The organism is Mesorhizobium sp. M0293 (assembly GCF_040321735.1).
Lineage (GTDB): Bacteria > Pseudomonadota > Alphaproteobacteria > Rhizobiales > Rhizobiaceae > Mesorhizobium.
The window spans coordinates 1-25,739 of the sequence record NZ_JAMYSA010000055.1 but is presented as its reverse complement, the minus strand read 5'-3'; the positions used below and the strand labels follow the sequence as shown (position 1 = coordinate 25,739).

At 63.3% G+C, this 25,739-nt stretch carries 30 protein-coding genes and 1 pseudogene; 16 read left to right on the top strand and 15 right to left on the bottom strand.

Annotation, left to right across the window (positions count from 1 at the left end; translation table 11 throughout):
- Nucleotides 1-92: 92 nt before the first annotated feature.
- The gene (gene coaBC, locus NKJ06_RS20680) at nucleotides 93-1,562 is read left to right on the top strand and encodes a bifunctional phosphopantothenoylcysteine decarboxylase/phosphopantothenate--cysteine ligase CoaBC (RefSeq protein WP_352633137.1); all 1,470 of its coding nucleotides are present in this window, start codon (nucleotides 93-95) and stop codon (nucleotides 1,560-1,562) included.
- A 113-nt stretch (nucleotides 1,563-1,675) separates the two neighbouring features.
- On the opposite strand, the gene NKJ06_RS20675 is transcribed toward coaBC, so the two are convergent.
- Nucleotides 1,676-2,251, bottom strand: a complete 576-nt coding sequence (locus tag NKJ06_RS20675; RefSeq protein ID WP_352633138.1) for an invasion associated locus B family protein — start codon at nucleotides 2,249-2,251, stop codon at nucleotides 1,676-1,678.
- Nucleotides 2,252-2,581: 330 nt separating this feature from the next.
- On the opposite strand from NKJ06_RS20675, the gene NKJ06_RS20670 reads away from it, so the two are divergent.
- Nucleotides 2,582-2,893 carry a hypothetical protein gene (locus NKJ06_RS20670; protein WP_352633139.1) on the top strand — a complete coding sequence of 104 codons (312 nt, stop codon included), beginning with the start codon at nucleotides 2,582-2,584 and terminating at the stop codon, nucleotides 2,891-2,893.
- 127 nt (nucleotides 2,894-3,020) lie between these two features.
- A complete protein-coding gene (locus NKJ06_RS20665) occupies nucleotides 3,021-3,491 on the top strand; it encodes an NUDIX hydrolase (RefSeq protein ID WP_352633140.1) in 471 nt (156 codons plus the stop codon).
- 4 nt (nucleotides 3,492-3,495) lie between these two features.
- Here NKJ06_RS20665 and NKJ06_RS20660 read toward each other — a convergent pair whose 3' ends face one another.
- The 5 genes from NKJ06_RS20660 to NKJ06_RS20640 form a co-directional block, all read right to left on the bottom strand.
- Nucleotides 3,496-4,347 (bottom strand): citryl-CoA lyase, encoded by an 852-nt coding sequence (locus NKJ06_RS20660; protein WP_352633141.1) that lies wholly within the window; start codon nucleotides 4,345-4,347, stop codon nucleotides 3,496-3,498.
- A complete protein-coding gene (locus NKJ06_RS20655; protein ID WP_352633142.1) occupies nucleotides 4,344-5,528 on the bottom strand; it encodes a CaiB/BaiF CoA transferase family protein in 1,185 nt (394 codons plus the stop codon). The genes NKJ06_RS20660 and NKJ06_RS20655 overlap by 4 nt, the downstream gene beginning before the upstream one ends.
- A 15-nt stretch (nucleotides 5,529-5,543) precedes the next feature.
- Nucleotides 5,544-7,067: a tripartite tricarboxylate transporter permease gene (locus NKJ06_RS20650; RefSeq protein ID WP_352633143.1), complete on the bottom strand. Its 1,524-nt coding sequence runs from the start codon at nucleotides 7,065-7,067 to the stop codon at nucleotides 5,544-5,546.
- A gap of 4 nt (nucleotides 7,068-7,071) precedes the next feature.
- Entirely contained in the window at nucleotides 7,072-7,608 is a 537-nt protein-coding gene (locus tag NKJ06_RS20645) for a tripartite tricarboxylate transporter TctB family protein (protein ID WP_352633144.1), read from the bottom strand.
- A gap of 139 nt (nucleotides 7,609-7,747) precedes the next feature.
- Nucleotides 7,748-8,725 carry a Bug family tripartite tricarboxylate transporter substrate binding protein gene (locus NKJ06_RS20640; protein WP_352633145.1) on the bottom strand — a complete coding sequence of 326 codons (978 nt, stop codon included), beginning with the start codon at nucleotides 8,723-8,725 and terminating at the stop codon, nucleotides 7,748-7,750.
- A gap of 183 nt (nucleotides 8,726-8,908) precedes the next feature.
- Between NKJ06_RS20640 and NKJ06_RS20635 the strand changes: the two genes are divergently transcribed.
- Nucleotides 8,909-9,679, top strand: a complete 771-nt coding sequence (locus NKJ06_RS20635; RefSeq protein WP_352633146.1) for an IclR family transcriptional regulator — start codon at nucleotides 8,909-8,911, stop codon at nucleotides 9,677-9,679.
- Nucleotides 9,680-9,705: 26 nt separating this feature from the next.
- On the opposite strand, the gene NKJ06_RS20630 is transcribed toward NKJ06_RS20635, so the two are convergent.
- From NKJ06_RS20630 to NKJ06_RS20620, 3 genes are all read right to left on the bottom strand, one after another.
- Nucleotides 9,706-10,806 (bottom strand): OmpA family protein, encoded by a 1,101-nt coding sequence (locus tag NKJ06_RS20630; protein ID WP_352633147.1) that lies wholly within the window; start codon nucleotides 10,804-10,806, stop codon nucleotides 9,706-9,708.
- 106 nt (nucleotides 10,807-10,912) lie between these two features.
- The gene (locus tag NKJ06_RS20625) at nucleotides 10,913-11,446 is read right to left on the bottom strand and encodes a GNAT family N-acetyltransferase (protein WP_352633148.1); all 534 of its coding nucleotides are present in this window, start codon (nucleotides 11,444-11,446) and stop codon (nucleotides 10,913-10,915) included.
- A gap of 399 nt (nucleotides 11,447-11,845) precedes the next feature.
- Nucleotides 11,846-12,028 (bottom strand): hypothetical protein, encoded by a 183-nt coding sequence (locus tag NKJ06_RS20620; RefSeq protein WP_352810479.1) that lies wholly within the window; start codon nucleotides 12,026-12,028, stop codon nucleotides 11,846-11,848.
- Here NKJ06_RS20620 and NKJ06_RS20615 point away from each other — a divergent pair.
- Nucleotides 11,948-12,339: pseudogene (locus NKJ06_RS20615) on the top strand (DUF2214 family protein). The gene NKJ06_RS20620 and the pseudogene NKJ06_RS20615 sit on opposite strands and share 81 nt — an antisense overlap.
- An 18-nt stretch (nucleotides 12,340-12,357) precedes the next feature.
- Here NKJ06_RS20615 and nth read toward each other — a convergent pair.
- Nucleotides 12,358-13,152 carry an endonuclease III gene (nth, locus tag NKJ06_RS20610; RefSeq protein WP_352633150.1) on the bottom strand — a complete coding sequence of 265 codons (795 nt, stop codon included), beginning with the start codon at nucleotides 13,150-13,152 and terminating at the stop codon, nucleotides 12,358-12,360.
- Nucleotides 13,153-13,174: 22 nt separating this feature from the next.
- On the opposite strand from nth, the gene NKJ06_RS20605 reads away from it, so the two are divergent.
- Nucleotides 13,175-13,669: a DUF2244 domain-containing protein gene (locus NKJ06_RS20605; protein WP_352633151.1), complete on the top strand. Its 495-nt coding sequence runs from the start codon at nucleotides 13,175-13,177 to the stop codon at nucleotides 13,667-13,669.
- An 89-nt stretch (nucleotides 13,670-13,758) separates the two neighbouring features.
- Here the strand turns inward: NKJ06_RS20605 and NKJ06_RS20600 are convergent, their stop codons facing one another.
- Complete coding sequence (locus NKJ06_RS20600) at nucleotides 13,759-14,574, bottom strand: class I SAM-dependent methyltransferase (RefSeq protein WP_352810474.1); 816 nt, start codon at nucleotides 14,572-14,574, stop codon at nucleotides 13,759-13,761.
- A gap of 115 nt (nucleotides 14,575-14,689) precedes the next feature.
- Between NKJ06_RS20600 and NKJ06_RS20595 the strand changes: the two genes are divergently transcribed.
- The 8 genes from NKJ06_RS20595 (at nucleotide 14,690) to NKJ06_RS20560 (ending at nucleotide 20,900) form a co-directional block, all read left to right on the top strand.
- Complete coding sequence (locus NKJ06_RS20595; protein ID WP_352633153.1) at nucleotides 14,690-15,565, top strand: methylated-DNA--[protein]-cysteine S-methyltransferase; 876 nt, start codon at nucleotides 14,690-14,692, stop codon at nucleotides 15,563-15,565.
- A 219-nt stretch (nucleotides 15,566-15,784) separates the two neighbouring features.
- Nucleotides 15,785-16,255 (top strand): hypothetical protein, encoded by a 471-nt coding sequence (locus NKJ06_RS20590; protein ID WP_352633154.1) that lies wholly within the window; start codon nucleotides 15,785-15,787, stop codon nucleotides 16,253-16,255.
- Nucleotides 16,256-16,277: 22 nt separating this feature from the next.
- Nucleotides 16,278-16,670, top strand: a complete 393-nt coding sequence (locus NKJ06_RS20585; protein ID WP_352633155.1) for a hypothetical protein — start codon at nucleotides 16,278-16,280, stop codon at nucleotides 16,668-16,670.
- Nucleotides 16,637-17,149 carry a hypothetical protein gene (locus tag NKJ06_RS20580; protein ID WP_352633156.1) on the top strand — a complete coding sequence of 171 codons (513 nt, stop codon included), beginning with the start codon at nucleotides 16,637-16,639 and terminating at the stop codon, nucleotides 17,147-17,149. The genes NKJ06_RS20585 and NKJ06_RS20580 overlap by 34 nt, the downstream gene beginning before the upstream one ends.
- A complete protein-coding gene (locus NKJ06_RS20575) occupies nucleotides 17,124-17,606 on the top strand; it encodes a hypothetical protein (RefSeq protein WP_352633157.1) in 483 nt (160 codons plus the stop codon). The genes NKJ06_RS20580 and NKJ06_RS20575 overlap by 26 nt, the downstream gene beginning before the upstream one ends.
- Before the next feature lie 154 nt (nucleotides 17,607-17,760).
- Nucleotides 17,761-18,666: a ribokinase gene (locus NKJ06_RS20570; protein WP_352633158.1), complete on the top strand. Its 906-nt coding sequence runs from the start codon at nucleotides 17,761-17,763 to the stop codon at nucleotides 18,664-18,666.
- A gap of 1 nt (nucleotide 18,667) precedes the next feature.
- Nucleotides 18,668-20,116 carry an amidase gene (locus tag NKJ06_RS20565; RefSeq protein ID WP_352633159.1) on the top strand — a complete coding sequence of 483 codons (1,449 nt, stop codon included), beginning with the start codon at nucleotides 18,668-18,670 and terminating at the stop codon, nucleotides 20,114-20,116.
- Between the two features lie 169 nt (nucleotides 20,117-20,285).
- Nucleotides 20,286-20,900, top strand: coding sequence for a LysE family translocator (locus NKJ06_RS20560; RefSeq protein WP_352633160.1), 615 nt, complete (start codon nucleotides 20,286-20,288; stop codon nucleotides 20,898-20,900).
- A 157-nt stretch (nucleotides 20,901-21,057) separates the two neighbouring features.
- On the opposite strand, the gene NKJ06_RS20555 is transcribed toward NKJ06_RS20560, so the two are convergent.
- Nucleotides 21,058-21,999 carry a nucleoside hydrolase gene (locus NKJ06_RS20555; RefSeq protein ID WP_023760738.1) on the bottom strand — a complete coding sequence of 314 codons (942 nt, stop codon included), beginning with the start codon at nucleotides 21,997-21,999 and terminating at the stop codon, nucleotides 21,058-21,060.
- Nucleotides 22,000-22,313: 314 nt separating this feature from the next.
- Between NKJ06_RS20555 and NKJ06_RS20550 the strand changes: the two genes are divergently transcribed.
- Together NKJ06_RS20550 and NKJ06_RS20545 are read left to right on the top strand one after the other, a co-directional pair.
- Entirely contained in the window at nucleotides 22,314-22,739 is a 426-nt protein-coding gene (locus NKJ06_RS20550) for an Hsp20 family protein (RefSeq protein WP_006339191.1), read from the top strand.
- 65 nt (nucleotides 22,740-22,804) lie between these two features.
- Nucleotides 22,805-23,059, top strand: a complete 255-nt coding sequence (locus NKJ06_RS20545) for a BQ00720 family protein (protein WP_023760740.1) — start codon at nucleotides 22,805-22,807, stop codon at nucleotides 23,057-23,059.
- A gap of 148 nt (nucleotides 23,060-23,207) precedes the next feature.
- On the opposite strand, the gene ptsN is transcribed toward NKJ06_RS20545, so the two are convergent.
- The 3 genes from ptsN to rpoN all read right to left on the bottom strand — a co-directional run.
- The gene (gene ptsN, locus NKJ06_RS20540; protein ID WP_013529589.1) at nucleotides 23,208-23,672 is read right to left on the bottom strand and encodes a PTS IIA-like nitrogen regulatory protein PtsN; all 465 of its coding nucleotides are present in this window, start codon (nucleotides 23,670-23,672) and stop codon (nucleotides 23,208-23,210) included.
- A 105-nt stretch (nucleotides 23,673-23,777) separates the two neighbouring features.
- The gene (hpf, locus tag NKJ06_RS20535) at nucleotides 23,778-24,362 is read right to left on the bottom strand and encodes a ribosome hibernation-promoting factor, HPF/YfiA family (protein WP_352633161.1); all 585 of its coding nucleotides are present in this window, start codon (nucleotides 24,360-24,362) and stop codon (nucleotides 23,778-23,780) included.
- 265 nt (nucleotides 24,363-24,627) lie between these two features.
- The coding region (gene rpoN / locus NKJ06_RS20530; RefSeq protein ID WP_352810473.1) for an RNA polymerase factor sigma-54 at nucleotides 24,628-25,739 on the bottom strand (1,112 nt) is incomplete at its 5' end.

Genomic DNA, 25,739 nt, shown 5'->3' with positions numbered 1-25,739 from the left:
GGCCAGTCGCTGATGGTTCGATTCCGCAAACTTGCGGCGGTTTGATTGCATTGCTATCATTGCCATCAATAGCCCCAACGAAGTGCAATCACATGGCCAGCATCACGATCCGCAACCTGGACGACGAGGTCAAGGAGTTGCTGCGCCGATTGGCGGCGGAAAACGACCGCTCCATGGAAGAGCAGGCGCGGGTCATGATCCGGGCCGCTGTCGAAGGGCAGATCGGCCCCATGGGTCGCATCGACCAGATCGAAAGAACGCTGCGCGAGTTGACCAGCGTGCACGGCGCGGCGACCCCGGCTAACGCGCCGGCAGACAAGAGGCTGCCGCGCGGCCTCTCCGGCAAGCGCATCCTGCTCATCATCGGTGGTGGAATCGCCGCCTATAAGGCGCTCGATCTGATCCGCCGGCTACGCGAGCGCGGTGCTGCGGTTCGGGTGGTGATGACATCGGCCGCACAGGAATTCGTCACCACGCTGTCGGTCGGCGCGCTTTCCGCCGACCATGTCTTCACCGAATTGTTCGACCGCAATGACGAGCACGATGTCGGCCACATCAGGCTGTCGCGCGAGGCCGACCTGCTGGTGGTGGCGCCAGCCACCGCCGACCTGATGGCCAAGCTTGCCAATGGCCACGCCAACGATCTGGCCTCCACCGTGCTCATCGCCACCGACAAGCCGGTGTTGATGGCACCGGCCATGAACCCCAGGATGTGGGCGCATCCGGCCACCCGCCGCAACCGCGTAACGCTGCAGAAGGACGGCGTTGCCTTCGTCGGCCCGGCCAAGGGCGAGATGGCCGAAAGCAATGAAGCGGGCGAAGGCCGCATGGCCGAGCCGCTGGAGATCGTCGCCGCCATCGAGGCCCTGCTCGATGTCAGCCCCAAGCCGCTGTCGGGGCGCAAGATCATCGTCACCTCCGGCCCGACGCACGAGCCGATCGACCCGGTGCGCTACATTGCCAACCGTTCGTCCGGCAAGCAGGGCCACGCCATCGCGGCAGCTCTGGCCAGGCTCGGCGCCGATGTGCGTCTCGTCTCCGGCCCGGTCGGTATTGCCGATCCCACCGGCGTGAAAACCATCCATGTCGAACGGGCGCAAGAGATGCGCGACGCGGTGGAACAGCTTCTGCCCGCCGACGCGGCGGTGTTCGTCGCCGCTGTTGCCGACTGGCGCACGGAGAATTCAGCCGGTGAGAAAATCAAGAAGGTCGCGGGCGAAGGGCCGCCGGTGCTGCGCATGGTCGAGAACCCCGACATTCTCGCCGGGATTGGCCATCACAGCCAGCGACCCGGGCTCGTGATCGGCTTCGCCGCAGAGACACAGGATCTCTTGCGCAACGCCGAGGCCAAGCTCCGGAAAAAGGGCGCCGATTTCATCGTTGCCAACGACGTGTCGCAGACCAGCGGCGTCGGTCCGTCGGGCGTGATGGGCGGCGATCGCAATCGGGTGCGGATCGTGTCGAAGGCCGGCGTCGAGGAATGGCCCGAGATGAGCAAGGACGAGGTGGCGGCGCGGCTCGCCGCCCTGATCGCCGAACGGCTGAAAACAATCGTCGTTTGAGCCGACGCAAAGACGTCATGCTGCTACATCAGCTGCGGTGACGCACCGCCCCTGCCGCGAAACGGCTTCAGGCGACGCGCTTCAGATCCTGCAGCTCTACATGACCTCTGCGGTCAATTGGTCAAAAGCTCAGCGGTTCGGGCAAGCGCGCCGGCGAAGCCGTTGAGCGGAATGGAAAAGCTCACCGCCTGTCCGGTGTCGGCCGCGAAGGCGTCGATCTTCAGAGTGGTGCCTGACTTCAGCAGCGGCGTGACGGTCGCATCGAGCGCCACCGGCACCAGACATCCGACGACCTGGCAGGTGTTGAATGCCAGGTTGCCGTCCAGCTTCTGGTCGTCGATGGACAGACTGACCCCCTTGGCCAACGCCAGCCCGAACGGCAGTGCAAGCGTTCCCGTGGCGTCCTCGCCGGTCTTGCTCGACAGCTCGATCGCCAGCAGGCGCTGGTTGGTTTGCTTGTTGAATTGCTGATGCGACAGACTGCAGGTCTTGGTCGCGCCTGATATCTGGCAATTGACCGTCCAATCGCCATGGGTTTCGGACAGTGCCGACGCGCCACCAGGCAGCTGCGGCGCATCGGCAGCGGGCGGCGCCGCCACCTTGTCGCCCTTGGTCTGCGCTGCCACGGCTGGCACACCGATGGCGCAGGCAACACCCAGCATCGCCACGAGATACGCGTACTTCCTCATCAAGATCCCTCCCGCCCGGCTCCGCCTCGGCCTTGAGAGACGCGCTGATCGCGTTCTGTTTAACCGTTTCGCCGAAGGCGCCATCATATCTGACGGACATGCCGACGCCATTGACGCCATTCAGCTCAAGGCCGGCGCCGATCCGATAGAGCGGCGAAACGACGGCTTCCGTCAAGTGCAATGCGGAGTTGCCAGGCAGATTCTAAGCCGCCGCCAAGGGTCATTCGGCGGTCGACAAGCCGATTTCGTTTCGATCGACGCCTGGACATGGCACAGCCGGACAGACGCCCCTATATTAAGGGCAGGATTTCATCACGCGGGAATGAGCGGATGTCAGCGTTTCGACCATCGACGATTTTCACATCGGCAATGCTGGCCACGGCAATGCTGCTGGTGGGCGTTTGCCTGCCCGCTTCCGCGCAAGCCCTCAATTCCGCCACCGGCAACAACGCGCTGATCCGGCAGAACGACCTGCAAATCCTGCAAAACAGGGTACAGCGACAGCAATATCAGCAGCAACAGCAGCAGTATCGTGCCCAGGACCGTCAGGTCGTTCGGCAACCACCACCGGTCGTGCAGCAACTCAAGCCAAGCTGCCAGACGCAGATAATCGGCACCACCGCCGTGAGCAATTGCCGCTGACATCCAGGCGTTTTTCATTTATTTAGCCGACTTATGTGTTCGTGGTGTCTTTCGGCACACGCGAAAGTTTTGGTTTTGCAACGATGCCCTGTCGCGCTATGCGGCATTGCATCGACTGGAATGACGAATGGCAGCCACCAAGAAAAAGGCCGTACGCAAGGCAAAGAAGGGCGAGAGTATCCGCCAGGTGGCGGCTATTCCCTTTCGGCTGAACGCGCGTGGCGATATCGAGGTGATGCTGGTCACGTCGCGAACCACCAGGCGCTTCATCGTTCCCAAGGGATGGCCGATGAAGGGCAAGAACGGACGCAAGGCGGCCACCATCGAGGCACAGGAAGAAGCCGGCGTGCTCGGCAAGACACTGAAGCAGCCGGCGGGCACCTATTCTTACTGGAAGCGGCTGGCCAACCGCTTTGTCCGCGTCGACGTCATCGTTTATCTGATCGAGGTAACGGAGGAACTGGCCGACTGGCAGGAAGCCAAACGACGCCAGCGGGCCTGGTTGGCGCCGGCCGACGCGGCCATGCTCATCGATGAGCCCGACCTTTCGACGCTGGTAAAAACGCTGAAACTTCCCGATCCGGTCGATCAGGCATAAAGCCTCACTCGTCTGTGTCATCTTCTTCTGGAAACGGCCGCACCGGCGTGCCGGTATAGGCCCACAACCACTCGCGCGGCAGCGGCCCCTTGTTTCGCTCGGTTTGCTGCGACTGCTCCCAGGCATGCGCCAGGATGCCGACCGAACGCGACAGCACGAAAAGCCCGCGCGTCAGCGGCGGTGGAAAGCCGAGTTCGCCATAGATGACGGCGGTGGCGCCATCGATGTTGAGCGGTATCTTTTTCCCCTTGCGCCGCGCGACTTCTGCCTCGATCGCCTCGGCGATGTCGGCGAAACGTCCGTTGACGACACCGCGTGCGGCAAATTCGCGGGTCACTTCCAGCAGCCGCGGCGCGCGCGGATCGACGGGATGGAAGCGGTGTCCGAGCCCCGGCACATAGCCTTTCTCCTCGGCGAAGAACCGGTCGAGCGGTGCCGAGACCGCTTCATTCAGCGTCATCCCGGCATCGATCGCCACGGCAATGTCACCGTAGAAGGAAAGCGCCTGTTCGCCGGCACCGCCGTGCACATCGCCGAGAACGTTGATGGCCGAGGCCATGGCGCTGTTGATGCCGACGCCGCAGGTTGCCGCCATGCGCGCGATGGCGATCGACGGCGCCTGCGGTCCGTGGTCGACGGCGGCACCGAGCGCAATGCCGAGCAGCGCGGCCTGATCCTCGCTGGGCAGTTCGCCGCGTAGCATCAGCCAGATCATTGCCGGAAAGCTGACGCGGCCGATCAGATCCTGGATCTCGTAGCCGCGCAGCCGGATGACACCCGGCCGCATCTCGACAATATCGGTCTGCCACCATTCCTCGCCGCGCTCACGGCCAGTCTTCTTCTCCGTGCCGCTCATGCCCGTGCCTTTGCCTTGGCGCGGGGTGGCAGGTCCGCGAACACCTCTCCCATATGCTCGCCGAGCGCCGGCGGCGGCTTCGTCGGCAGGGGTGCAACGCCATCGATCATGAAGCCGCCGCGCAGAACCGTCAGCGGCTCGTCCATGCCAGCCACATCATCAAAATTCGTGGTCACCTGGCGTTCGAGCACTTGCGGCTCGGCCAGCACTTGCGGGATCGTCAGCACCCTGCCGGCGGGCACGCCTGCACGGTTGAGCATCTCTTCCCAGTCTGCCGCCGGGGCACCTGCCAGGGCGTCCTCGATCTCGACTTTAAGCGCCGCACGGTTGCGTTTGCGCGTCTCGCGCTCGGCAAAGCGGGCGTCCCCGACCAGGTCCGGCCGGCCGATCAGCCGGCACAGCGTCACGAACTGTTCCTGCTTGTTGGCGGCGATGTTGAGCAGCCCGTCACCGGTGCGAAACGCGCCGGAGGGTGCCGCGGTCATGTTCTCATTGCCCATCGGTTGTGGATCGACACCCGCCGTCAGATAGTTGGAAACCGGCCAGCCAAGTGCGGAAAGCGTGCATTCGAGCATCGAGACGTCGAGAAAGGCGCCCTCGCCGCTCGTCTTCTGCCGCACCAGCGCCGAGGCAATGGCGAACGCGCCGACCAGTCCGCCGAGCGTGTCGGCGACGGGATAGCCAACCCGCAGCGGCGCCGTTTCCGGCGTGCCGGTGATGCTCATGATCCCCGACAGGCCCTGGATGATCTGGTCATAGGCGGGGCTGTCGCGCATCGGCCCGGTCTGGCCGAAGCCCGATATCGCGCAATAGATCAGGCTGGGACGGACCGCCTTCAGCGCCTCGTAGCCAAGGCCGAGCCGATCCATCACGCCCGGGCGGAAATTCTCCACCAAGGCATCGGCGCCGGCGACCAGATCAAGGAAGCGCTCGCGATCGGCCGGCTGCTTGAGGTCGAGCACCACCGATCGTTTGCCGGCGTTCTGTGCCAGGAACGAGGCGCCCATGCCGGCGCTGTTGAGCCTTGGCGAGCCGCCGAGCTGGCGCGCCAGGTCGCCGCCTTGCGGCGCTTCGACCTTGATTACGTCGGCCCCGAGCAGCGCCAGTTGATAGGCGCAATAGGGGCCGGCCAGGACGTTGGTCAGATCGAGGACGCGGATACCGGAAAGCAATTCGCTCATGACAGCTCAAATCGATCAGGCATCGCCGGGCACATGCTCCGGTCCGCGCCGACGCCGGTGCTCGATGAAGGCCCAAATATGCGGCCCGGCGAGGCCGATGAAGGCCAGCGTCAGCAGCGTCAGCGACAGCTTGTGGGTGTAAAACACCGACCAGTCGCCATTCGAGATGGTTATCGCCCGGCGAAACTGGGTTTCGGCGAGCGGTCCCAGGATCATGCCGATGATGACGGGCGCTGTCGGGAAATCGAAACGCCGCATCAGGAAGCCGGCCGCCCCTAGCAAATAGAGGATGACGAGATCGATGGGCGATTGCGAAATGCCATAGGTGCCGACCGTCGCGAACACCAGGATGCCGGCATAGAGCTGCGGCGCCGGTATTTTCAGCAGCCTCACCCACAGCCCGATCAGCGGCAGGTTGAGGATGACGAGGATGACGTTGGCGATGAACAGGCTGGCGATCAGCCCCCAGACGAGGTCGCCCTGCGTCGTCAAAAGCAGCGGCCCAGGATTGATGCCGTAGCTCTGGAACGCCGACAGCATGATCGCCGCCGTCGCCGAGGTCGGCAGGCCGAGCGTCAGCATCGGCACCAGCACGCCGGCGGCGGACGCATTGTTGGCGGCCTCGGGGCCGGCGACGCCCTCGATCGCGCCGACCGTACCGAACTCGCCCTTGTGCTTCGACAGCTTCTTCTCGACGGCGTAGGACAGGAAGGTCGGGATTTCGGCGCCGCCGGCCGGCATGGCGCCGATCGGAAAACCAATCGCGGCCCCGCGTAGCCAGGGTTTCCACGAACGTCCCCATTCCGCCGCCGTCATGTAGAGCGAACCCTTCAGCGGCACGATCTCATCCCTGCCGGCATAACGGCGCGAAGCCATGTAGAGCGTCTCGCCGACGGCGAACAGGCCAACGGCGACAATGATGACGTCGACGCCGTCAAGCAGTTCGGTCATGCCGAATATGAAGCGCGGCTGGCCGGTCTGCAGGTCGACGCCGATCATGCCGATAGCGAAGCCGGCGAACAGGCTGGTCAGGCCGCGCACGGAAGACGAGCCGAGCACCGCCGAAACGGTGATGAAGGCCAGCACCATCAGCGAGAAATATTCGGCCGGGCCGAAGGCCAGCGCGAATTTGACCACCACCGGCGCCAGGAAGGCGACGCCCATCGTGCCGATGGTGCCGGCGACAAACGAGCCGATCGCCGAGGTGGCGAGTGCCGCGCCGCCACGGCCGGACCGAGCCATCCTGTTGCCTTCCAGCGCGGTGACGATGGTGGCGCTCTCGCCGGGCGTGTTGAGCAGGATCGACGTCGTCGAGCCGCCATACATGGCGCCGTAGTAGATGCCCGCGAACAGGATGAAGGATGCTTCCGGCGCCACCTGATAGGTGATCGGCAACAGCAGGGCAATGGTCAGTGCCGGCCCGAGACCGGGCAGCACGCCAATGGCGGTGCCGAGCGTGGTGCCGAGCAGGCACCACAGAAGATTGACCGGGGTGAAGGCGACCGAGAAGCCGTGCGCGAGATGTCCGAGCGTTTCCATGGCGTCAGCCCCTCAACATGGTGATGAACGCGTCGATGACCGTATTCAGCTGGTTCTCGATGACGCCGGCACCGATGTTGACGCCGAGCGCCCTGGCGAAGCCGAAATAGGCGGCCAGCGCCAGGATCAGACCGAGCACCGCATCGCGCAGCGTGCGCTTGCTGCCGAAGCCATAGCAGACGAGAACGAACATGATGACGGAGGCCGCCGTGAAGCCGAGAGGCTGGATGAGCAGCAGATTGGCGATCAGGCCGATGACGACGAAACCCATCGCCTTCCAGTCGGTCGGCGTTTCCTTTTCCTCTTCAGGCTGCCAGCCACCTCGAAGCGCCGCCAGGATGAGCAACAGCGAAAGCACCACCAGTCCGACCATGGTGAGGTAAGGAAAAACTGTCGGCCCGACCTTGGAATAGAGCGGCGACACCGGGATCGCCAGCGTCTGCCAGGCCACTGCACCGGCACAGGCCAGAAGCCCGATACCGATCAACAATTCCGGCACTGCAAGGCGCGGCGGCGCCGCCTGCTGGTCGCTGCTGCTCATGATTGTCCTCCCCAGGATAGCTGGCCCAAGATAGCTGGCCAAGATGCCCGACACCGCACGGCCAGTCCTCGCCGTAGTTTCATGCCGGTTCTGCATTCCATGCGAGAAGGGGCGGCGTGCGCCGCCCCTTTAGGGAAGATCAGGCAAGCCCGAGATCCTTGAGGATCGCCGCGATGCGGGCCGTATCCTCGGTGACGAATTTCGCATAGTCGTCGCCGGTGAGCAGGATCGGCGTCCAGTTGCGGTTCGTGCACTCAGTCGCCCAGGTATCGCTCTTGGCCATGGCCTCGACCAGCGTGATCATCGCCGTCTTGTCGGCATCGGAAACGCCGGGCGGTGCGAAGACGCCGCGCCAGTTGAACATCTCGACATCGATGCCGGCTTCCTTCAGCGTCGGCGCGTCGATGCCGTCCTGATGCTTGTCGGCCGAGATGGCAAGCAGCCGCAGCGCCCCGGCCTTGACCTGTTCGGAGAACTCGCCGAAGCCGGAGATGCCGGCAGCGACCTGGTTGCCGAGCAGCGCCGACAAAGCCTCGCCGCCGCCAGCGAACGGGACGTAGGACAGGTTTGTCGCCGGCACGCCGACGGTCTTGGCGATCAGCCCGAACAGGATGTGGTCTGAACCGCCTGCCGATCCGCCGGCGACAGGAACCTTTGTCGAATCGGCCTTGAGCGCGGCGACGAAATCGGCGGCCGTCTTGAACGGCGAGTCCGCCGGCACAACCAGCGCCTCGAACTCGCCGGTGAGGCGGGCGATCGGCGTCACTTGCGTCAAATTGTTGGCAGCCTTGTTGGCGATGATGGCGCCAACCATGACCATGCCGGCAACCATCAGCGAATTGCCCTTGCCGTTCCACTGGCTGATGAACTGCGGCAGCCCCACGGTGCCACCAGCGCCGCCGACATTGGTGATCTGCGACCCGGAGATGAGCTTTTCACTGCGCAGCACCTGATCCATGGTGCGAGCCGTCTGATCCCAGCCGCCGCCGGGTGCGGCCGGCACGAAGAGCTGGATCTGGGGTGCGCCTTCGGCGAAAGCCGAAGAGAGATGCGACGCCACCAGGCCGGCGGCGCCTGCGGCGGCGGTGCTCATCAAAAATCTGCGTCTGTTCAGCATGGGATTCCTCCAGATCACGACACCTCCTCCGGTGCCTGCCAAAACGCGCCTGAATCCAGACCCGTTATCAAGTTCAAGCAGATGTTACCGAGTTCTGTCAACGGGAACGATATTCTGCTAGACAGAACGCAACAGCAGCGCGACACAGTGGCCGCACTCGGCCTCTCCGAACTGGGAACCGCAATGGACTCACCAAGCAATTCAGCTGATGCAGAAATTCGGCGCGCGTCGGCCGAAGGTGTTGCAGCACTTGATCGGGCGATTGCCATCCTCGACGCCTTCACCACGGCCGACCGGTCGCTTAGCCTGGCCGAAATCGCCGCGCGCACCGGCCTCTACAAGAGCACGATCCTGCGGCTTGCGCATTCCCTTTTGCGCGGACGATTGCTCGAGCGCCTCGACGATGGGCGTTACCGCGTCGGACCCGCCACCTTCCGGCTCGGTGCGCTCTATCAGCGTTCGGTCGTGGCGGTCGATATCCTGTTGCCGATCATGCGCGACCTTTCCGAGCGAAGCTGGGAGAGCGTTGCCTTCTATGTCCGCTCGGGCGACGTGCGCACCTGTCTCTACCGCGTCGAATCCAAGCACCCGATCCGCTACACGATACGCGAAGGCGACGTGTTGCCTTTGCTGGTCGGCTCGGGCGGGCGCGTGCTTGCGGCGTTTTCCGGCCAGCCGGGCGAGCCCTACGAGACCATCCGCAAGACCTGCAACTGTCTCGCCGTCGGCGACCGCGACCCCGAGACGGCGGGCGTGTCGGCGCCGGTGTTCGGGCCGGGGCGCGTCTTGCTCGGCGCCCTGACGTTGGCCGGCCCCAGCACGCGCGTCGACGCGGCATTTCTCCAGCGGATGAAACGTCCGCTGCTCGAGGCGGCCGCCCGCGCCACCCGCGCCTTCGGCGAAGACGCTTCCATGCTGGAGCAGGCAAGCGTGGCGGCGGATGCCATGCCGTAGAATGCGTCCTCGTTGGGAAGGCTCGCTCAGTTCAACTTGACCAGAACCACGCGGCGGTTCTTGGCGCGGCCCGCGTCGTCATCATTGCTGGCGACAGGCGCCATCATGCCGGCGCCGGCAGCGGTCAACCGCGCCCCGTCGATGCCGTACTGCGACACAAGTGCCGCCTTGACCGCTTGCGCCCTTCGCGACGACAGGTCGAGATTGTATTCGAAGGCGCCCTGATTGTCGGTGTGGCCGACGACGATCACGGCCATCTTCGGGTCGTTTGCCAGCAGCGTCGAAATCTCCTTCAGCGTTGGTCCCGACTCCGGCTTGATGTCGGCCTTGTCGGTGTCGAAGAAGATGCCGTAGAGCGAAATGCTGCCGGTGGCGGAGAGTGAATCCGCCATCTTGGCCGCCTCGACGACCACCATTTTCTTGTCGCGTGCCTTGGGTTCCAGCACCTGGACGACGGCAATGGTGCGGCCGTTAAGTCCCTTGCAGTAGAGATCGTCGGTCATCGAATAGGTCTGCACGGTCACATAGGCGTCGCCGCCGTCCTGCGGCACCTTGGCCGAGAAATAGCGCTGGTCGTTGATGCCGGACGTCAGCGCGCAGGCGCCATTGGAGAATGCCGCGTCCTTCACATCGCTCTCATGGAAGGAATACATCGTCAGGCTCATGTCGCCGCCGCCACCACTCGACGAACGGTCGGCAGCGCCGCCGCATTCCTCCTTCTTGCATTCGAACAGGATTTCGCCGCCGGCCGCCCCGATCACATCCTGATAGTTGCGCAGCACCTCAAGAGGCGAGCGCTCGGCCGGCAGCACATAGGCAATGCGGGTCAAGGCGCCCTCGACCTCGACCTTCTTGTCGGGTGCGAAGACACGATTGTTCATCGCATCACGCGCGTCCGGGTCGGCGCTCGGCTTCAGCGGCGACAGCGGCACGCTGAAATCGGTGAAGGCAAACTTTTCATAGGAGACGATGAACGAACCTTCGTAGCGCTTGGCGAGATTGTTGTCGGCTGCGCCCTCGATATCGGCGGTCGGCACCGTCGCGTCGGCCGCGGCCAGCCGCAGTGTCAGCGCGAGAACAAGCCCCGCCCAGAAGAACTTCATGGCTGTCGTCTTGAATGCACGCATCGATCATCCCCCTTCGCACCATGATCGATGCTAGCAGAGCGGATATGTCCAGTCGATGACGCCGCCTAAGGTCGATTCGACCTGAAATCTGAATCTGGCGCTGGGGTCACCGCGCCAGCAGGATGGTGGCGGCATCGTGATAGGTGGTCTGCACCACTTCCCGGTAACCGCACTTCGCCGCTACCCTCAGCGAAGCGGCGTTTTCCGGATCGATGATGCAGACGGTCTTCTCCCGCCCGAACGTCTCTTCGCCCCATGCGAGCACGCGGCCAACCACCTCGGTGGCGAAGCCCGCCCCGTGCACGGCCGGAACCAGCGCCCAACCGGCCTCTGGAATGCCTTCGATCGACGGCTCCATATCGCGCTTCAGATCGTGAAAACCGGCCTCGCCGATAAAACGGCCGGTCGCCTTCTCCTCGATCGCCCAGAAACCATAACCGAGCAGCGACCACAGGCCGGCGTGACGCAGGAAGCGCATCCAGCTCTCTTCGCGCGTGCGCGGCTTGCCGCCGATGAAACGGGTGACGACGGGATCGGTCCACATCGCGGCATAGGCGTCGAAATCTCCCCGCCGGTGTGCCCGCAGGATGGTTCGCTTCGTCTCGATGACTGGGGCAGTGGTCGCTAGCGGATTGTTCATGGGATCTGCCTCGCACGGATCGTCAGCACTTAGCAAATCACCGGTGCGATGCAAGGCCAGGGCGACACGGCCAGGGCAACAAACTCGGGTTTGCGGGTTCCTTCGGAGCCTTCGCCTGCGCATCGGCTGATGGAGCATCAAACGAAAAACCCGCCTGTGTGGCGGGTCACTGGCGCAAATCAGCACCATGGACAAATATGTACCATAGCTGAGGTCACGGAATCAAGAAAAAAATCCTATTACCGACACAAAAGCCGACACCGCCGAACTGTCGTCAGGTCTTTTGTTAGCTTGAGTGCGGAGCCCTGGCGACACGGCCCATCATCCAGGCTCCGCTATGGGAATTTTGCGCGACGGTGTTATTTTCACGATGGGCTGATTCAGCATGCAGCCCCTTTTTCAGGAGCGGGCCGGTGCCGTCAAACCCAGGGAACGAGCATGGATACCACCGACCTTGTGCTTGCCATTGTCCATCATGTGCTGGTGTTTTCGCTGGCGGGAATCATCGGCGCCGAATTCATCCTGATCCGCGGCGATCTGGCCGCAGCGACGCTGAAGCGGCTCGCCGGCATCGACCGCCATTATGGCATCATCGCCGCGCGGATCATCATCGTCGGCATCGGCCGCGTCTTCTACGGCCTCAAGGGTTGGGAATTCTACGTCTACAACTGGGTGTTCTGGCCAAGATGGCGTCGTTTGGCATCGTCGGCCTGCTGTCGATCATCCCGACGGTGCGCTTCATTTCCTGGAACAGGCAGGCGAGCGCCAATCCCTCGTTCCTGGTGCCGGCGACCGAGCTCGCCTCCGTAAAGACCTACATCCGCGCCGAGGCCTTCATCTTCCTGCTGATCCCGGTCTTCGCGGCGGCGATGGCGCGCGGCTACGGCTACTAGGATAGGCCGTTTGGAGAGTTATGCCGTTGAGGCGAGCGGCGCGAGCTCGACCAGCGGTGCTGGAATGCTGGTCGTCTTCTCCTCGGCCTTGCAGATGTCGGCGATGACGCAGGCCGGACAATCCGGCTTGCGCGCCTTGCAGACATAGCGGCCGTGCAGGATCAGCCAGTGATGGGCGTGGCGCATATATTCGTCCGGAATGATCTCGAGCAGCCCCTGCTCGACCTGTTCCGGCGTCTTGCCGGGCGCCAGCCCGAGCCGGTTGCCGATGCGCAGAATATGGGTGTCGACAGCCATCGTGTGCTGGCCGAAGGCCATGTTGAGCACGACATTGGCGGTTTTGCGCCCGACGCCCGGCAGCTTGACCAATTCATCGCGGTCGTCGGGCACCTCGCCGCCATGGTCGCGGATCAGCGCCGCCGACAGGGCGATGACGTTCTTGGCCTTGTTGCGCCAGAGCCCGATGGTTCTGATGGTATCGCCGACCTTGGCTTCGCCCAGCGCCAGCATCTTCTGCGGCGTGTCGGCGGCCTTGAACAGCGCCCGCGTCGCCTTGTTGACGCCGGCATCGGTTGCTTGCGCCGATAGCACCACCGCGACCAGCAGCGTGAAGGCGTTGAGATGCTCGAGTTCGCCCTTCGGTTCCGGCCGCTGGATCGAAAAGCGCCGGAATATCTCGTGCACTTCCGCCGGGCTGTAGCGCGACGAGCTTCGCACCGGCCGCGGGCGCGGTTTGGCATTCGACCCATCGCGCCGGCCGGGCAACAGCTCTTTTTTGGATGTGGAAGAATCTTTGGACTTGGGGCTCGCCATTTCCCTCCTATAATATCCCCTCATGAGCGACACAAACGCCTCGTTTCAGGCCGACGAGCCATTCTTTCAGGCGCTATTGACCCCGCACCGGTCGCTGGGCCGGACAGGCTTCTTCATCCTGATGGGCGCGCTGCTGTTCGGCTGGTTGGCGACAGGCGCGTTTTTCCTGTCGCGCGGCGCCTGGCCGGTGTTCGGCTTCTTCGGCCTCGACGTGGTCGCCGTCTACATCGCCTTCCGCGTCAACTATCGGGCCGCCCGCGCCCGCGAGGAGGTGTCGGTTTCGCGCACCAGTCTCGACATCCGCAAGACGGCGCCATCCGGTAAATCGGTAGCGCATCGCTTCAACCCGTTCTGGGCGCGGTTTTCGGTCGCCCGTCACGCCGAGATCGGCATCACAAGGATGACAGTTGAAGGGCAAGGCCAGAACGTGCCGATCGGATCTTTCCTGGACCCAGACTCCCGAGAAAGCTTCGCCACGGCTTTTTCACGCGCGCTGGCGACCGCCAAGACGCGCTAGCAGCAATTCCAGGAAAAGTGTGAAGCGGTTTTCCCGGGAAAAGCGCGCAGCGCTTTCCCTGGGGAATTGCGCCAAACAGAGCGGATATCTCAGAACCGATAACGCAACAGCCTGCCGATTTTTCGCAATGCAGGAATATACCTCCACAGGCGGATGAACAGTTTCGCGGACCAGCCCATGCGGGCGGCGTGTTCGGGCTTGTAGGCCGAGATGTCCTCGACGAATCGCAGCTTCGGAACGGCTCGCTCCAATTCGTGCGGATCATCGATCGCCCAGTGGACCTCGGCGCCCGTCGCCTTGATGGTCGGATTGAGACGAAGCAGCTTCAGGCCGAAACGGCTGTAGGCGTCGAACACCAGCTCGCCGCTGGCAAGATGCGCGACAAGCCGCGCAAGCAAGCGTGGCCCTTCGTCGGCGGCGAGATAGGGCGTCAGTCCTTCCGCCACCACGATGGCCGGGCGGTTGCGGGGCACTTCAGCCAGCCAATCGGGCTCGGTCACCGACGAGGCGACCAGATGGTAATGCTCCCGGGAGGGGTAAAGCTTGCGCCTGAGTTCGATGACCTCGGGATAGTCGACGTCGAACCAGTCCGCGCCTGATGGTGGATCGACACGGAAGATGCGCGTATCGAGCCCGCAACCCAGGTGCAGCACGATGGCATCAGGATTTCTGGCGAGAAAGTCCTCGACGCGGACGTCCAGCGTCTTTGCCCTGATCGCCAGGCCGACGCCGAGATTGTTGTCGACCTTGAGCCTGGAGAAATCATAGTCGATCTTGCACATCGCCTCGTCGGCGAAATGATCTCCGAGCAGCGAATCCGGCAGCCGGCTCTCCAGCGCCTTGCCGTAGAGCGTCATCAGCAAGGTCTCCTTTGCCCCGGTGAGATCTACTTTTTCGCCAGTCATGAGCGACTCCTGGGCGCGAAATCGGAGTCTATCTGGGTATGCGCCGCAGGAAGGCAAGTTTCGGGTGGCGATCGACGCCCCAAGGGGCGATATTCCGGCTCAAGGAGACAGTTCCATGAGCACACACACAGCAGTCCTCAAAAAGGACATCACGCCGCAAGGCAGTGACTATGAAATCGTGCGCCGCGCCATCGAGAAGATCAGCCTCGATTACCGCGATCAGCCTTCTCTCGAAGAACTGGCCGAGGAGGTCGGCGAGACGCCGACCGGCCTGCAGAAACTTTTCACCCGCTGGGCCGGCTTGTCGCCCAAGGCCTTCCTGCAGGCGGTGACACTGGATCATGCGCGCAGACTGCTCGATTCCGGCATGCCGCTGCTCGAAACCTCGTTCGAATTGGGCATGTCCGGCCCCGGCCGGCTGCATGACCTGTTCGTCACGCATGAGGCGATGTCGCCGGGCGACTACAAGACGCGCGGCGCCGGGCTCACCATCCGCTACGGCTACCATTCCTCGCCGTTCGGCACGGCCCTGATCATGGCCACCGACCGCGGGCTTGCCGGCCTCGCCTTCAGCGACCCCGGCGAGGAACGTGCCGCCTTCGCAGACATGTCCAGCCGCTGGCCGAACGCCATCTATGTCGAGGACATGGCAGCCACCGGCCCCTATGCCGCGCGCATCTTCGACCCGACGCTGTGGCGTCCCGACCAGCCGCTGCATGTCGTCATGATCGGCACCGACTTCCAGGTTCGCGTCTGGGAGGCGCTGCTCAAGATTCCGATGGGCAAGGCGCGCACCTATTCCTCGATCGCCGCCAGCATCGGCGCGCCGAGCGCCAGCCGTGCCGTCGGTGCCGCCAACGGCGCCAACCCGCTCTCCTTCGTGGTGCCTTGCCACCGCGCCATCGGCAAGTCGGGCGACCTCACCGGCTATCACTGGGGTCTGACCCGCAAGCGCGCCATCCTCGGCTGGGAAGCGGGGCAGGTGTCGTGAATATCGATTTTCCGAGTTTTGCCGCAGAGATATATAGATATGGATAATTTCCAAGTATAAGTGCGATTTACGCGTCAATTTTATTTCTTGCAACCGAGAGCAACCTCCGGTTACCCAGTTGTTGTTTTTAGAATTTATTTTAGTTAACTCTAAATTAACTACGATAAAGTGATGATGACCCTTATTAATTCGGGCGATCCGGCTTGATGGGAGGTCTCGATGACATTGTTTCGCGCCGCCTTCGGCGCAGTTCTGCTGGTTGCCTGTTTTGACCAGACCGCATCGGCCACGCAGCAAAATGTCATTTTCAATGGCACGATTGCGCCCACCTGCACGCTTGTCGTTGCCACCAACGGCACGATGACGGTCAGTCCCGATCTCCAGTCCCTGAGCTCCCACAACAGCGGCGGCTCGGCTGGAACCGTGACGCTGACGACGACCGGAGGTGTGTCGCTCAGCGTCGATCCGGTCACCACCACGACGGCGCCATCGGCTGACAGCACATCGACGACCTGGACACCGACCTACTCCGCCGCTGGTGCGCACTCTATCGTTGAGACCGGCTCGGCCACCAGCATCGGCACCCCCGGCGCCGATCTCGTCTCGGTCCACCTCGCCGGCACCAAGGGTGGCGCCAATCGCTTCGCCAACGGCAACTATCAGGCAACGGTAACGCTGCGCTGCGAATGACGCCGCAGCGAAGGAGGGGGCTTTGAAACATGCTCGAATCCTGGCGACGGCACTGGCCGTCGGATTGGCGCCCATTGCCGCCAAGGCCCAGTCGATGTCGCCCATGCGTGGCGAGGTCAACAGCTTCACCGACGTCTTCGCGGTCCGCGTTTTCCCCGCCAACCCCTACGACCGGAAGATCCGGGTCGAAATCCATGTCTACGATCAGAATTTTCAGCCGGTAGACGCCAGGATCTCTCCGAATGTCTTTCAACTGGCTTCCCAGGCTTCCCGTTCTGTCCTTGTGGTCGTGTCCTTTGACGGCGCCGCCGAGCGTAAAGTGCGTATCTGTACCGAAAGCATCCCCTTTCCCAATCAACAGACGCAGATAAGGGCACAGATATGCGGAAAGTTTTTTGGGCACCGCAAGTCCTGACACTCGCGCTCGCGGCTGCGTCGGCGGGCATCTCGCCGGCATTGGCAGAGGATGTCTACAACCTCAACCAGAATGAGAGCGGCTTCAACCTGCCCGGCGTCACCTTGCCCCAGGGCCAGGACGAGGTCCATGCCGCGGACGGCACCACTTGCCGTTCCGCAGTCTCCGGCACCGGCGCCTATGTCGATCTCGGCGTCATCAGAGGCAACAGCCAGTCGGACAACAGCGTTGCCACCTATGGCCGGATGGTGATCCCGATCGGGCGCACGCCGAAGCGCGTCGATTGCAGTCGCCTCTACGAGCTTGAGGTCGAGCGTCTGCAGCTGGAGCTGAAACTCCTCAAAATGGGCCTCGGCGCCGACGGCCAGACGGCGAGCGTGGCCGCCAGCGCTCCTGCGGCCGCATCACCCGGATGGGCCAACGAAGGCTGGAGCATCAGGACCGGAACCAGCGATGGCAAGAAAAAGAAGAAGAAATAGCCGCGCGCTGCTTGCGATGGCAGCACTTGCCGGCTTCTGCCTTCCGGTGCAAGCGGCGATCATCGGCACCTGCACCATCGTGGTCGGGTCATCGGGAACGATGACCGCAAATCCGGCCATCGGCATACTGGGCTCCAAGCAGGCAGGCGGATCGAGCGCGAGCGCCACGATCGTGGCAAGCTCGCTGCTGTGCTCCTTGCTCAACTTGCTGGACTGCTATTCGGTTTCGGCACCGGCGCCAGCGGCATTCTCGTCCGCGCCGAGCGGCGGCGGCACCAATGTGACCTTCGCCTCGGTCTTCCGCCTCGATGGCTCGGGGACTGACAACACCGGAAGCGTGCCGCAGCGGGTTGTCAACGGCACCCACCCTATGCAGATCGACCTCACCGCCACCAAATCGAGCGGTATCTTTCCCGCCGGCAATTATCAGGGCACGGTTACCGTGCGCTGTGAATAAGCCACGACACATCAAATCGAGCTGGACCATTGGCGTGGTCTGGCAAGCCACGGCCTTACAGGGTAGCTTCCCGCGCAATTGGAACGACCTGCGTTCGCCCAGACGGACAAAGGGCGCTCCGACATCTTGGATTTGCGCTGGCAGGAGGCCTTGCTTGATTATCGTCATCGGCTCGATCAACCTCGATCTTATCGCCAATGTCGACCGCCTGCCGAGCCCCGGCGAGACGGTGTCCGGCTCGGCCTTCACCACGGCGCCCGGCGGCAAGGGCGCCAACCAGGCGCTGGCCGCCGCGCGCGCCGGTGCCTCGGTGCGCATGGTGGGCGCCGTCGGCAAGGACAGCTTCGCCGCCGAAGCGCTGGCGATGCTGCGCGACGGCAAGGTCGACCTGTCCGGCGTCGCCGAGACCCACGCCTCGACTGGCACGGCGCTGATCATGGTCGGCGACGACGGCGAGAACATCATCGCCGTGATACCGGGCGCCAACGCGTCTGTGGTGCCCGGCGATCTCTCCAAGGCCTTTTTCAAAAAGGGCGATGTCGTGCTGCTGCAACATGAGATCCCGCTTGCGACGGTCGATGGCGCACTCGACCAGGCAAGAGCGGCCGGCGCCATCACCGTGCTCAACACAGCACCCTTCCAGGGCGAAGCAGCAGGCTTTCTCGGCAAGGCAGACTATGCCGTCGCCAACGAAACCGAGTTCGACCTTTATGGCGAAGCTTTGGCATTGAACGGCCGCGACCGGGCGGCACGCATGCGCGACTTTGCCCGGAAAACCGGCCGCACCATCGTCGTCACGCTCGGCGGCGACGGCGTGATGGCGGCGACGCCGACCGATTTCCTCAACGTTCCGGCCCTGAAAATCACGCCTGTCGACACGGTCGGCGCCGGCGACACGTTCTGCGGCTATTTCGCCGCCGGTCTGTCGTCCGGCCTCACGTTGGAACAGGCGCTGGCGCGCGCTGGCGCGGCCGGCTCGATGGCTTGCCTCAAGCCTGGCGCCCAGCCGGCGATACCGCTGGCCAGGGATGTCGATCAGGCTTTGCAGGAAACCCGTTGAGATGCTGCGCCCTCGGTCGAAACATGCCGTGCCGCCGGCCGGTGACATCTGCCGCCTGTCCGCCATCGAGCTCGCCGACGCGATCCGCCGGAAGACACTTTCCGTGCGCGAGGTGGTGACGGCATTCCTCGACCGCATCGAAGCGGTCAACCCGCTGGTCAACGCCATCGTCTCCTTGCGCGACCGCAGCGACATCCTGCGCGAAGCCGACGCGGCCGATATCAGACGGACAAGTGTCGAAGCCGGCCCGCTCTTCGGCCTGCCGATCTCCATCAAGGATCTCGCGTCGACTACGGGCCTCAGGACGTCTTTCGGCTCGCCGATCTTCGCCGATTTCGTGCCCCAGGAAGACGATTTCTTCGTCGAGCGCATCCGCGACGCCGGCGCCATAATCATCGGCAAGACCAACGTCCCCGAATTCGGGCTTGGCTCCAACACCTATAACACCGTGTTCGGGCCGACACTCAACGCCTTCGATCCGGCCCTGACAGCCGGGGGCTCGAGCGGCGGCGCGGCGGTGGCGCTGGCGCTCGACATGGTGCCGGTCGCCGATGGCAGCGACTTCGGCGGCTCGCTGCGCAACCCGGCTGCCTGGAACAATGTTTTTGGCTTCCGCCCGTCACAGGGGCTTGTTCCCGGCGGACCGGATTTCGAGGTCTTTCATGCGCAGATGGGCGTCGACGGACCGATGGGCCGCAATGTCGCCGACATGGCGCTGCTGCTCGATGTGCAGGCGGGCTACCATCCGCATGCGCCATTGTCCTATGAAAAACCGGGCTCGTTCCTCGAAGGGCTTGCAACAAAAGTGACTGGCGGCCGTATCGCATGGTTCGGCGACCTCGGCGGTCATCTGCCGGTCGAACCCGGCATCCTCGATTTGTGCGAGGCAGCACTTGGCCGGTTTGCGGATGCGTCCTTCCCCAGCGAACCCTTGCTGCCGGATTTCGATTTCGAAGCGCTGTGGCAGGCCTTCGTGACGCTACGCCAGGCCAGCAGCGGCTGCGCGCTCAAGACACACTATGACGACCCCGCGAAACGCCGCCTGCTCAAACCGGAAGCCATCTGGGAAGTGGAGAACGCGATACGGCTGACGGGGCCGCAGATCCGCGCCGCCTCTGTCATCCGCACCTCCTGGCATCGCACGCTGCTGTCGCTCTTCGACCGCTATGATCTCGTTGCGCTACCGACCGCGCAGGTCTTCCCCTTCGATGTAAGTACGCATTGGCCCCGTGAGGTCGCCGGACGAGCGATGGACAGCTACCACCGCTGGATGCAGGTATCAGCGTTCGCCACGCTGGGCGGCTGCCCGGCGGTCAACGTGCCGGTCGGCTTCGACGGCCGGGGCCGGCCGATGGGCATGCAGCTGATCGGCCGGCCGCGCGGCGACCTTGCCGTGCTGAAGGCGGCAGCGGCCTATGAGGCGACGCTGCCCTGGCAGCCCGGCGCCTGAGCCGGCTGGACTGCGTATCGGAGCGCTTCGCGCACCGGCTTGCACCGGCAGCGCTGCCATGCATTGATTATCCTCAGCTGCGCCGCATCGGCGGCATTCCTATAGCATGATCCCGAAAAGCGGGAGCCGGTTTCGGAAAAGATCATGCTCCAACAAAGAGGGAAAAATCATGTCGCTCGAACTCTACGCCGCCTATGTCCTCGCTTGCATCGTCATCATCCTGGTGCCCGGTCCGACGGTCACGCTGATCATCGCCAACAGCATCCGCCATGGCACCCGCGCCGGTCTCGCCAATGTCGCCGGCACGCAGGCCGGGCTTGCCGTGATGATCGCCATCGTCGGCATCGGCCTCAACACGCTGATTTCAGGCATGGGCCATTGGTTCGAATGGGTGCGGCTGATCGGCGCCGCCTATCTGATCTGGATGGGCGTCCAGATGTTCCGCTCAAAGGGCAAGTTGAACGCTGACGGGACCGCCAGGAAGCCGCACGGGGGCTTCTTCCTGCAGGGCCTGCTCGTGGCGCTCAGCAACCCCAAGACTCTGATTTTCTTCGGCGCTTTCTTTCCGCAGTTCATTTCGTCACAAGGCAACTACTCGCTGCAAATCGCCGTCATGGGCCTCACCGCCATGATCTTCGCGGCCATGTCGGATTCGACCTACGCGCTGGCCGCCGGGCGCGCCGGGCGCCTGCTATCGGCCAACCGCATCAAGCTTTTGTCGAGGATCAGCGGCAGCTTCATGGTCGGCGGCGGTCTGTGGCTGGCGTTTTCACGGTCGAAGTGAGCACGCCTCTTCCCTCGCCCCGTTTACGGGGAGAGCGTGGTCGCGAAACGACCGGTTGAGGGGCAGCTCCAGGGTCGCAAACAGCAAGTCAGCGTTTGTGCCGCCCCTCATCCTCACTGCCGGGACCTTCTCCCCGTAAACGAAGAGAAGGAAGCTCTCACAGCCGCCCCAACCTCTCCACCAGCAACGCAAAAAACCCGTCATGGTCGATGTCGCGCATCACCATGGCGTTCTTCGGCCGCTTGGTGACGCCCCACCAGTCGATCACGGTCATGCCCATGGTCAGTTCCGAGGCGGTTTCCACGCTGACGTTGCAGTTGCGACCCTTGAAGAGTTCAGGCTTCAGAAGATAGGCGATGACGCAGGGGTCGTGCAGCGGCCCGCCGTCGGTACCGTATTTCTCTTCGTCGAAACGCTCGAAGAATTCCAGCATCTCCGCGGTGGCGGTACCGACCTTGGTGCCGAGTGCGCGGAAAGTCTGCGTGCGCTTGGCGGTGGTCAGCGCCTTGTGGGTGACGTCGAGTGGCATCATCACGATCGGAATGCCGGATTTGAGCACGACATCGGCGGCATGCGGATCGACATAGATGTTGAATTCGGCGGCCGGCGTGACGTTGCCGCCTTCGAAGAAGCCGCCGCCCATCAGCACGATTTCCTTGATGCGCGGTGCGATGCGCGGTTCGCGGATCAGCGCCAGCGCAATGTTGGTGAGCGGCCCGAGCGGGCAAAGCGTGATCGTGCCGCTTTCTTCCGTCATCAGCGTCTCGACGATGAAATCGACCGCGTACTGGTCTTGCAGCTTCATCGTCGGCTCGGGCAATTGCGGCCCGTTGAGACCTGTCTTGCCATGTACTTCCTCGGCGGTGACCAGTTCACGCATCAAGGGCCGGATGGCGCCGGCATAGACCTTGATGTCCGGGCGGCCAGCCAGCTCGCAGATCTTGCGGGCGTTCTTTTCGGTAAGCTTCAGCGGCACGTTGCCGGCAACGGCGGTGATGCCGACGATCTCCAGCTCGGAGCTGCCGAGCGCCAGTAAAATGGCGACGGCGTCATCCTGGCCGGGATCCGTGTCGATGATGATCTTGCGTGATTGGGGCATTTCAATTCCTTGTTTGGCGAAGCCATGGACCTGGATGAATCTGACCGAAACATCCAAATGACGCCGAAGCGGCCGCGAGCTGCCATGTCGAACCGCTCGACCTGGGAAGACGCTCCCGGCCTGCGCGCTTCTCCTTGCATCTGCTCGCCGTTTCAAGCGCCATGCCGATCATTCCTGTGAGTCCACGACCTGGTCTTTTGGGCGGGTCTATTGACGGCTTGAACTTGGTCGCGGGGCGGACCATATCAAGACCACCGGGAAAAATGCCATCTGGGTTTTTCCACTTTATGTCGCTCTTGAGAGGACAGTGTAACATGAGCCGAATGACGCCTTTTTCCAGCCCGCTTCTCCTTGGTTTCGACGCCATGGAAAAGACTCTGGAACGCCTGGCGAAATCCGGTGACAGCTACCCTCCCTACAACATCGAACGCCTCAGCGGCGCTGACGGCAAGACCGAGAGGTTGCGCATCACATTGGCCGTCGCCGGTTTCGCCGAAAGCGATCTCGATGTCACCACGGAGGAAAACCAGTTGGTCGTGCGCGGCCGTCAAAACGACGACACCGAGCGCGAATTTCTTCATCGCGGCATCGCCGCGCGCCAGTTCCAGCGCTGTTTCGTGCTGGCCGACGGCATGCGGGTGATTGCGGCGGAACTGAAGAACGGCCTTTTGTCGATCGATCTCGATCGGCCGGAGTCCGAACGGCTGGTACGGAAAATAAACATATCGGTGAAAGACTGATCTTTACCGATGGCTCTCATGCGGGATGGCCTTGAGCGGCGTCCTCGCGCCAAGGAGGCTTTGAAATGACCAGAACTGAAAATATCACCATGACCAATGGCGAATTCGCTCATCTCGGCGAGGGCTCGGTCGCTTATCTCAGAAAGGTCTCGAGCGACGAATTGCTCGGCCGGTTCCCCAACCTCGGCGAAATCGCGCCCGGCATGGAACTGTGGGCGCTGTTTGCCGCCAATGGCCAGCCGATCCTGCTTTCGGATGCGCGTGACCGTGCACTGGCCGGCGCCATGGAAAACGACCTGACCACGGTCGCCATTCACTAAGAGCAATTCCAGGAAAAGTGTGAAACGGTTTTCCCGGGAAAAGCGCATAGCGCTTTCCCTAGGGAATTGCGTGGCTCTAAGAATAATACCCTATTGAAACGAACAGGGCCGCCCGTGGCGGCCCTTGCGACGGTCTCGTCCTGAAAATTCAGGCCGCGTGCGAGGCCTGGGTGTCCGACAACAGCGCGTGAATTGCCGCGGCGTCGCGCGTGCCCCTGATCTTGGCCACCGTGTCGGCGTCGCGCAGCACCCGCGCGATGCGCGACAAGGCCTTGAGATGATCGGCGCCCGCACCTTCCGGCGCCAGCAGCAGAAACACCAGATCGACCGGCTGATCGTCCAGGGATTCGAAATCGACCGGCGTCTCCAGCCGAGCGAAAACCCCGGCGATACGCTTCACGCCGGCCAGCTTGCCATGCGGAATGGCGATGCCGTTGCCGACGCCGGTCGAGCCCAGCCGCTCACGCTGCAGGATGGTATCGAACACCTCCCGTTCCGGAATGCCGGAAATCGCCGCTGCCCGTTCGGACAGCAGTTGCAGCAGCTGCTTCTTGGAGTTCGCCTTCAACGCCGGCAGTATCGCCGGAACGTTGATAAGATCGCTCAGATCCATTCTTGAAAATCCCTTGTTCGCCTGCCGTCACCAGTCCCCACCCCTCGTGCGGCCGGCTTTTATCCCCGTGCGACCCTTATCGTCACGTCCGTGCGACCCTTGTCGTCACGCTTGTGCGACCTTGGTCGTGGACGGGTCGATCCAGCCGATATTTCCATCGGGCCGGCGATAGACGATGTTGAGCTGGTCGTTTCCGGCGTTGCGGAAGACGAAGACCGGGCTGTCCTTGGTGTCGAGCTCGATGACCGCCGACGCCACCGACATGGTCTTCAGCGTCATGGTCGATTCGGCAACGATGGCAGGTGCGAAATTCTCCGGAATGTCCTCGTCGTCGTCCGCAAGGGGCGCCATCACCGTGTAGGCAATGTCGGTCGGTTCGCCATTTGCGGCACCTGAACTGTGTGACTTCAGCCGCCGCTTGTAGCGCCTCAGGCGGGTCTCCAGACGATCCGCCGCGGCCTCGAAGGCCAATGTCGGATCCTGGGCGTCGCCGGTGGCCTGCAGGGAAGCGCCCGAATCCAGCCGGATCATGCAATCCGCCGAATAGCGCGAGCCCGATTTGATGACCGTGACGTGTCCGGCAAAGCCGCGATCGAAATATTTGCCGATCGCTTCGCCGACACGATCGTTGATGCGTGTGCGGAACGCATCGCCGATATCCATGTGTTTTCCCGATATGCGCAGATTCATCTGAAAACTGACCTTCCTTGCTCAGGCTTCAAATTGGCCTGAGTTTATACTCGTGATCCGTGCGCACAAGCTTTGCGGCGTCACTCGCGCCGATTTTAAATCCAAACTTTCCGGTTGATCACAAGCCGCCTTTTGACCGTCCCGAGGCCAACGTCGTGACGGACCATCCGCATGCAGGCATCTAGCCCGTCTCATGCGGGCGGGCTTCTAGCCACTTCACCGCGGCTTGTCAATGAAGTGCTGGCCTGTGGAAAATCGAACCATGTCAGCGCCCGGCGCTGGCCATCGCCCGTTTCTCGCGCCGGCGCTGCACCGAGGAGGGAATATTCATGCCTTCCCGGTACTTGGCGACCGTACGCCTGGCAATATCGACGCCACTCTCCCGCAACATGTCGACGATCGCATCGTCGGAAAGCACGTCGACGGGTTTTTCCTCATCGATCAATTGCTTGATGCGGTCGCGCACGGCTTCCGAGGAATGCGCATCACCGCCGCCCGACGCCGCGATCGAGGCAGTGAAGAAGTACCGAAGCTCGAACACGCCGCGCGGCGTCAGCATATATTTGTTGGCGGTGACCCGGCTGACCGTCGATTCGTGCATGCCGATGGCATCGGCCACCGTGCGGAGGTTGAGCGGCTTCAGCTGACGCACGCCATGGACGAGGAAGGCATCCTGCTGGCGAACGATTTCCGAGGCCACTTTAAGGATCGTCTTTGCCCGCTGGTCGAGGCTGCGCGTCAGCCAGTTGGCGTTTTGCAGGCATTCGGCCAGGAAATCCTTTTCCGCCTGGTTCTTCGCCTGCGGCGAGACCTGGGCGAAATAGATATGGTCGACCAGCACGCGCGGCAGCGTTTCGGCATTGAGTTCAACCGTCCAGCTGCCGTCATTGGCGGCACGCACCTCGACATCGGCGACGATCGCGTCGCTGGCGCCGCCCGAAAATGCCATGCCCGGCCGGGGATCGAGTGCCCGGATCTCGGCCAGCATGTCGAGCAGATCCTCCTCGTCCACGCCGCAGATCCGTTTCAGCGCGTGGAAATCACGCCGCGCCAAGAGTTCGAGATTGGCGATCAGCGCCTTCATCGCCGGATCGAGCCGGTCCCGCATGGCAAGCTGCAGCGACAGGCATTCGGCAAGGTCGCGGGCAAACAAGCCGGCCGGCTCGAAGGCCTGGCACACCGCCAGCACCTTCCCCACTGCGACGGCGTCGGTACCGAGACGGGCGGCGATCTCGGCCAGGTCGGCGCGCAAATAGCCGGTCTCGTCGAGGCCGTCGGAGAGATCGGCGGCCTTCACCCCCGCCGCCCCGGCCGCCCACGCCCGCCCGGCCCTTTTGCCCCCGGGCTGTCGCCGCCGGCACTCCCCGGCCCCCCAGG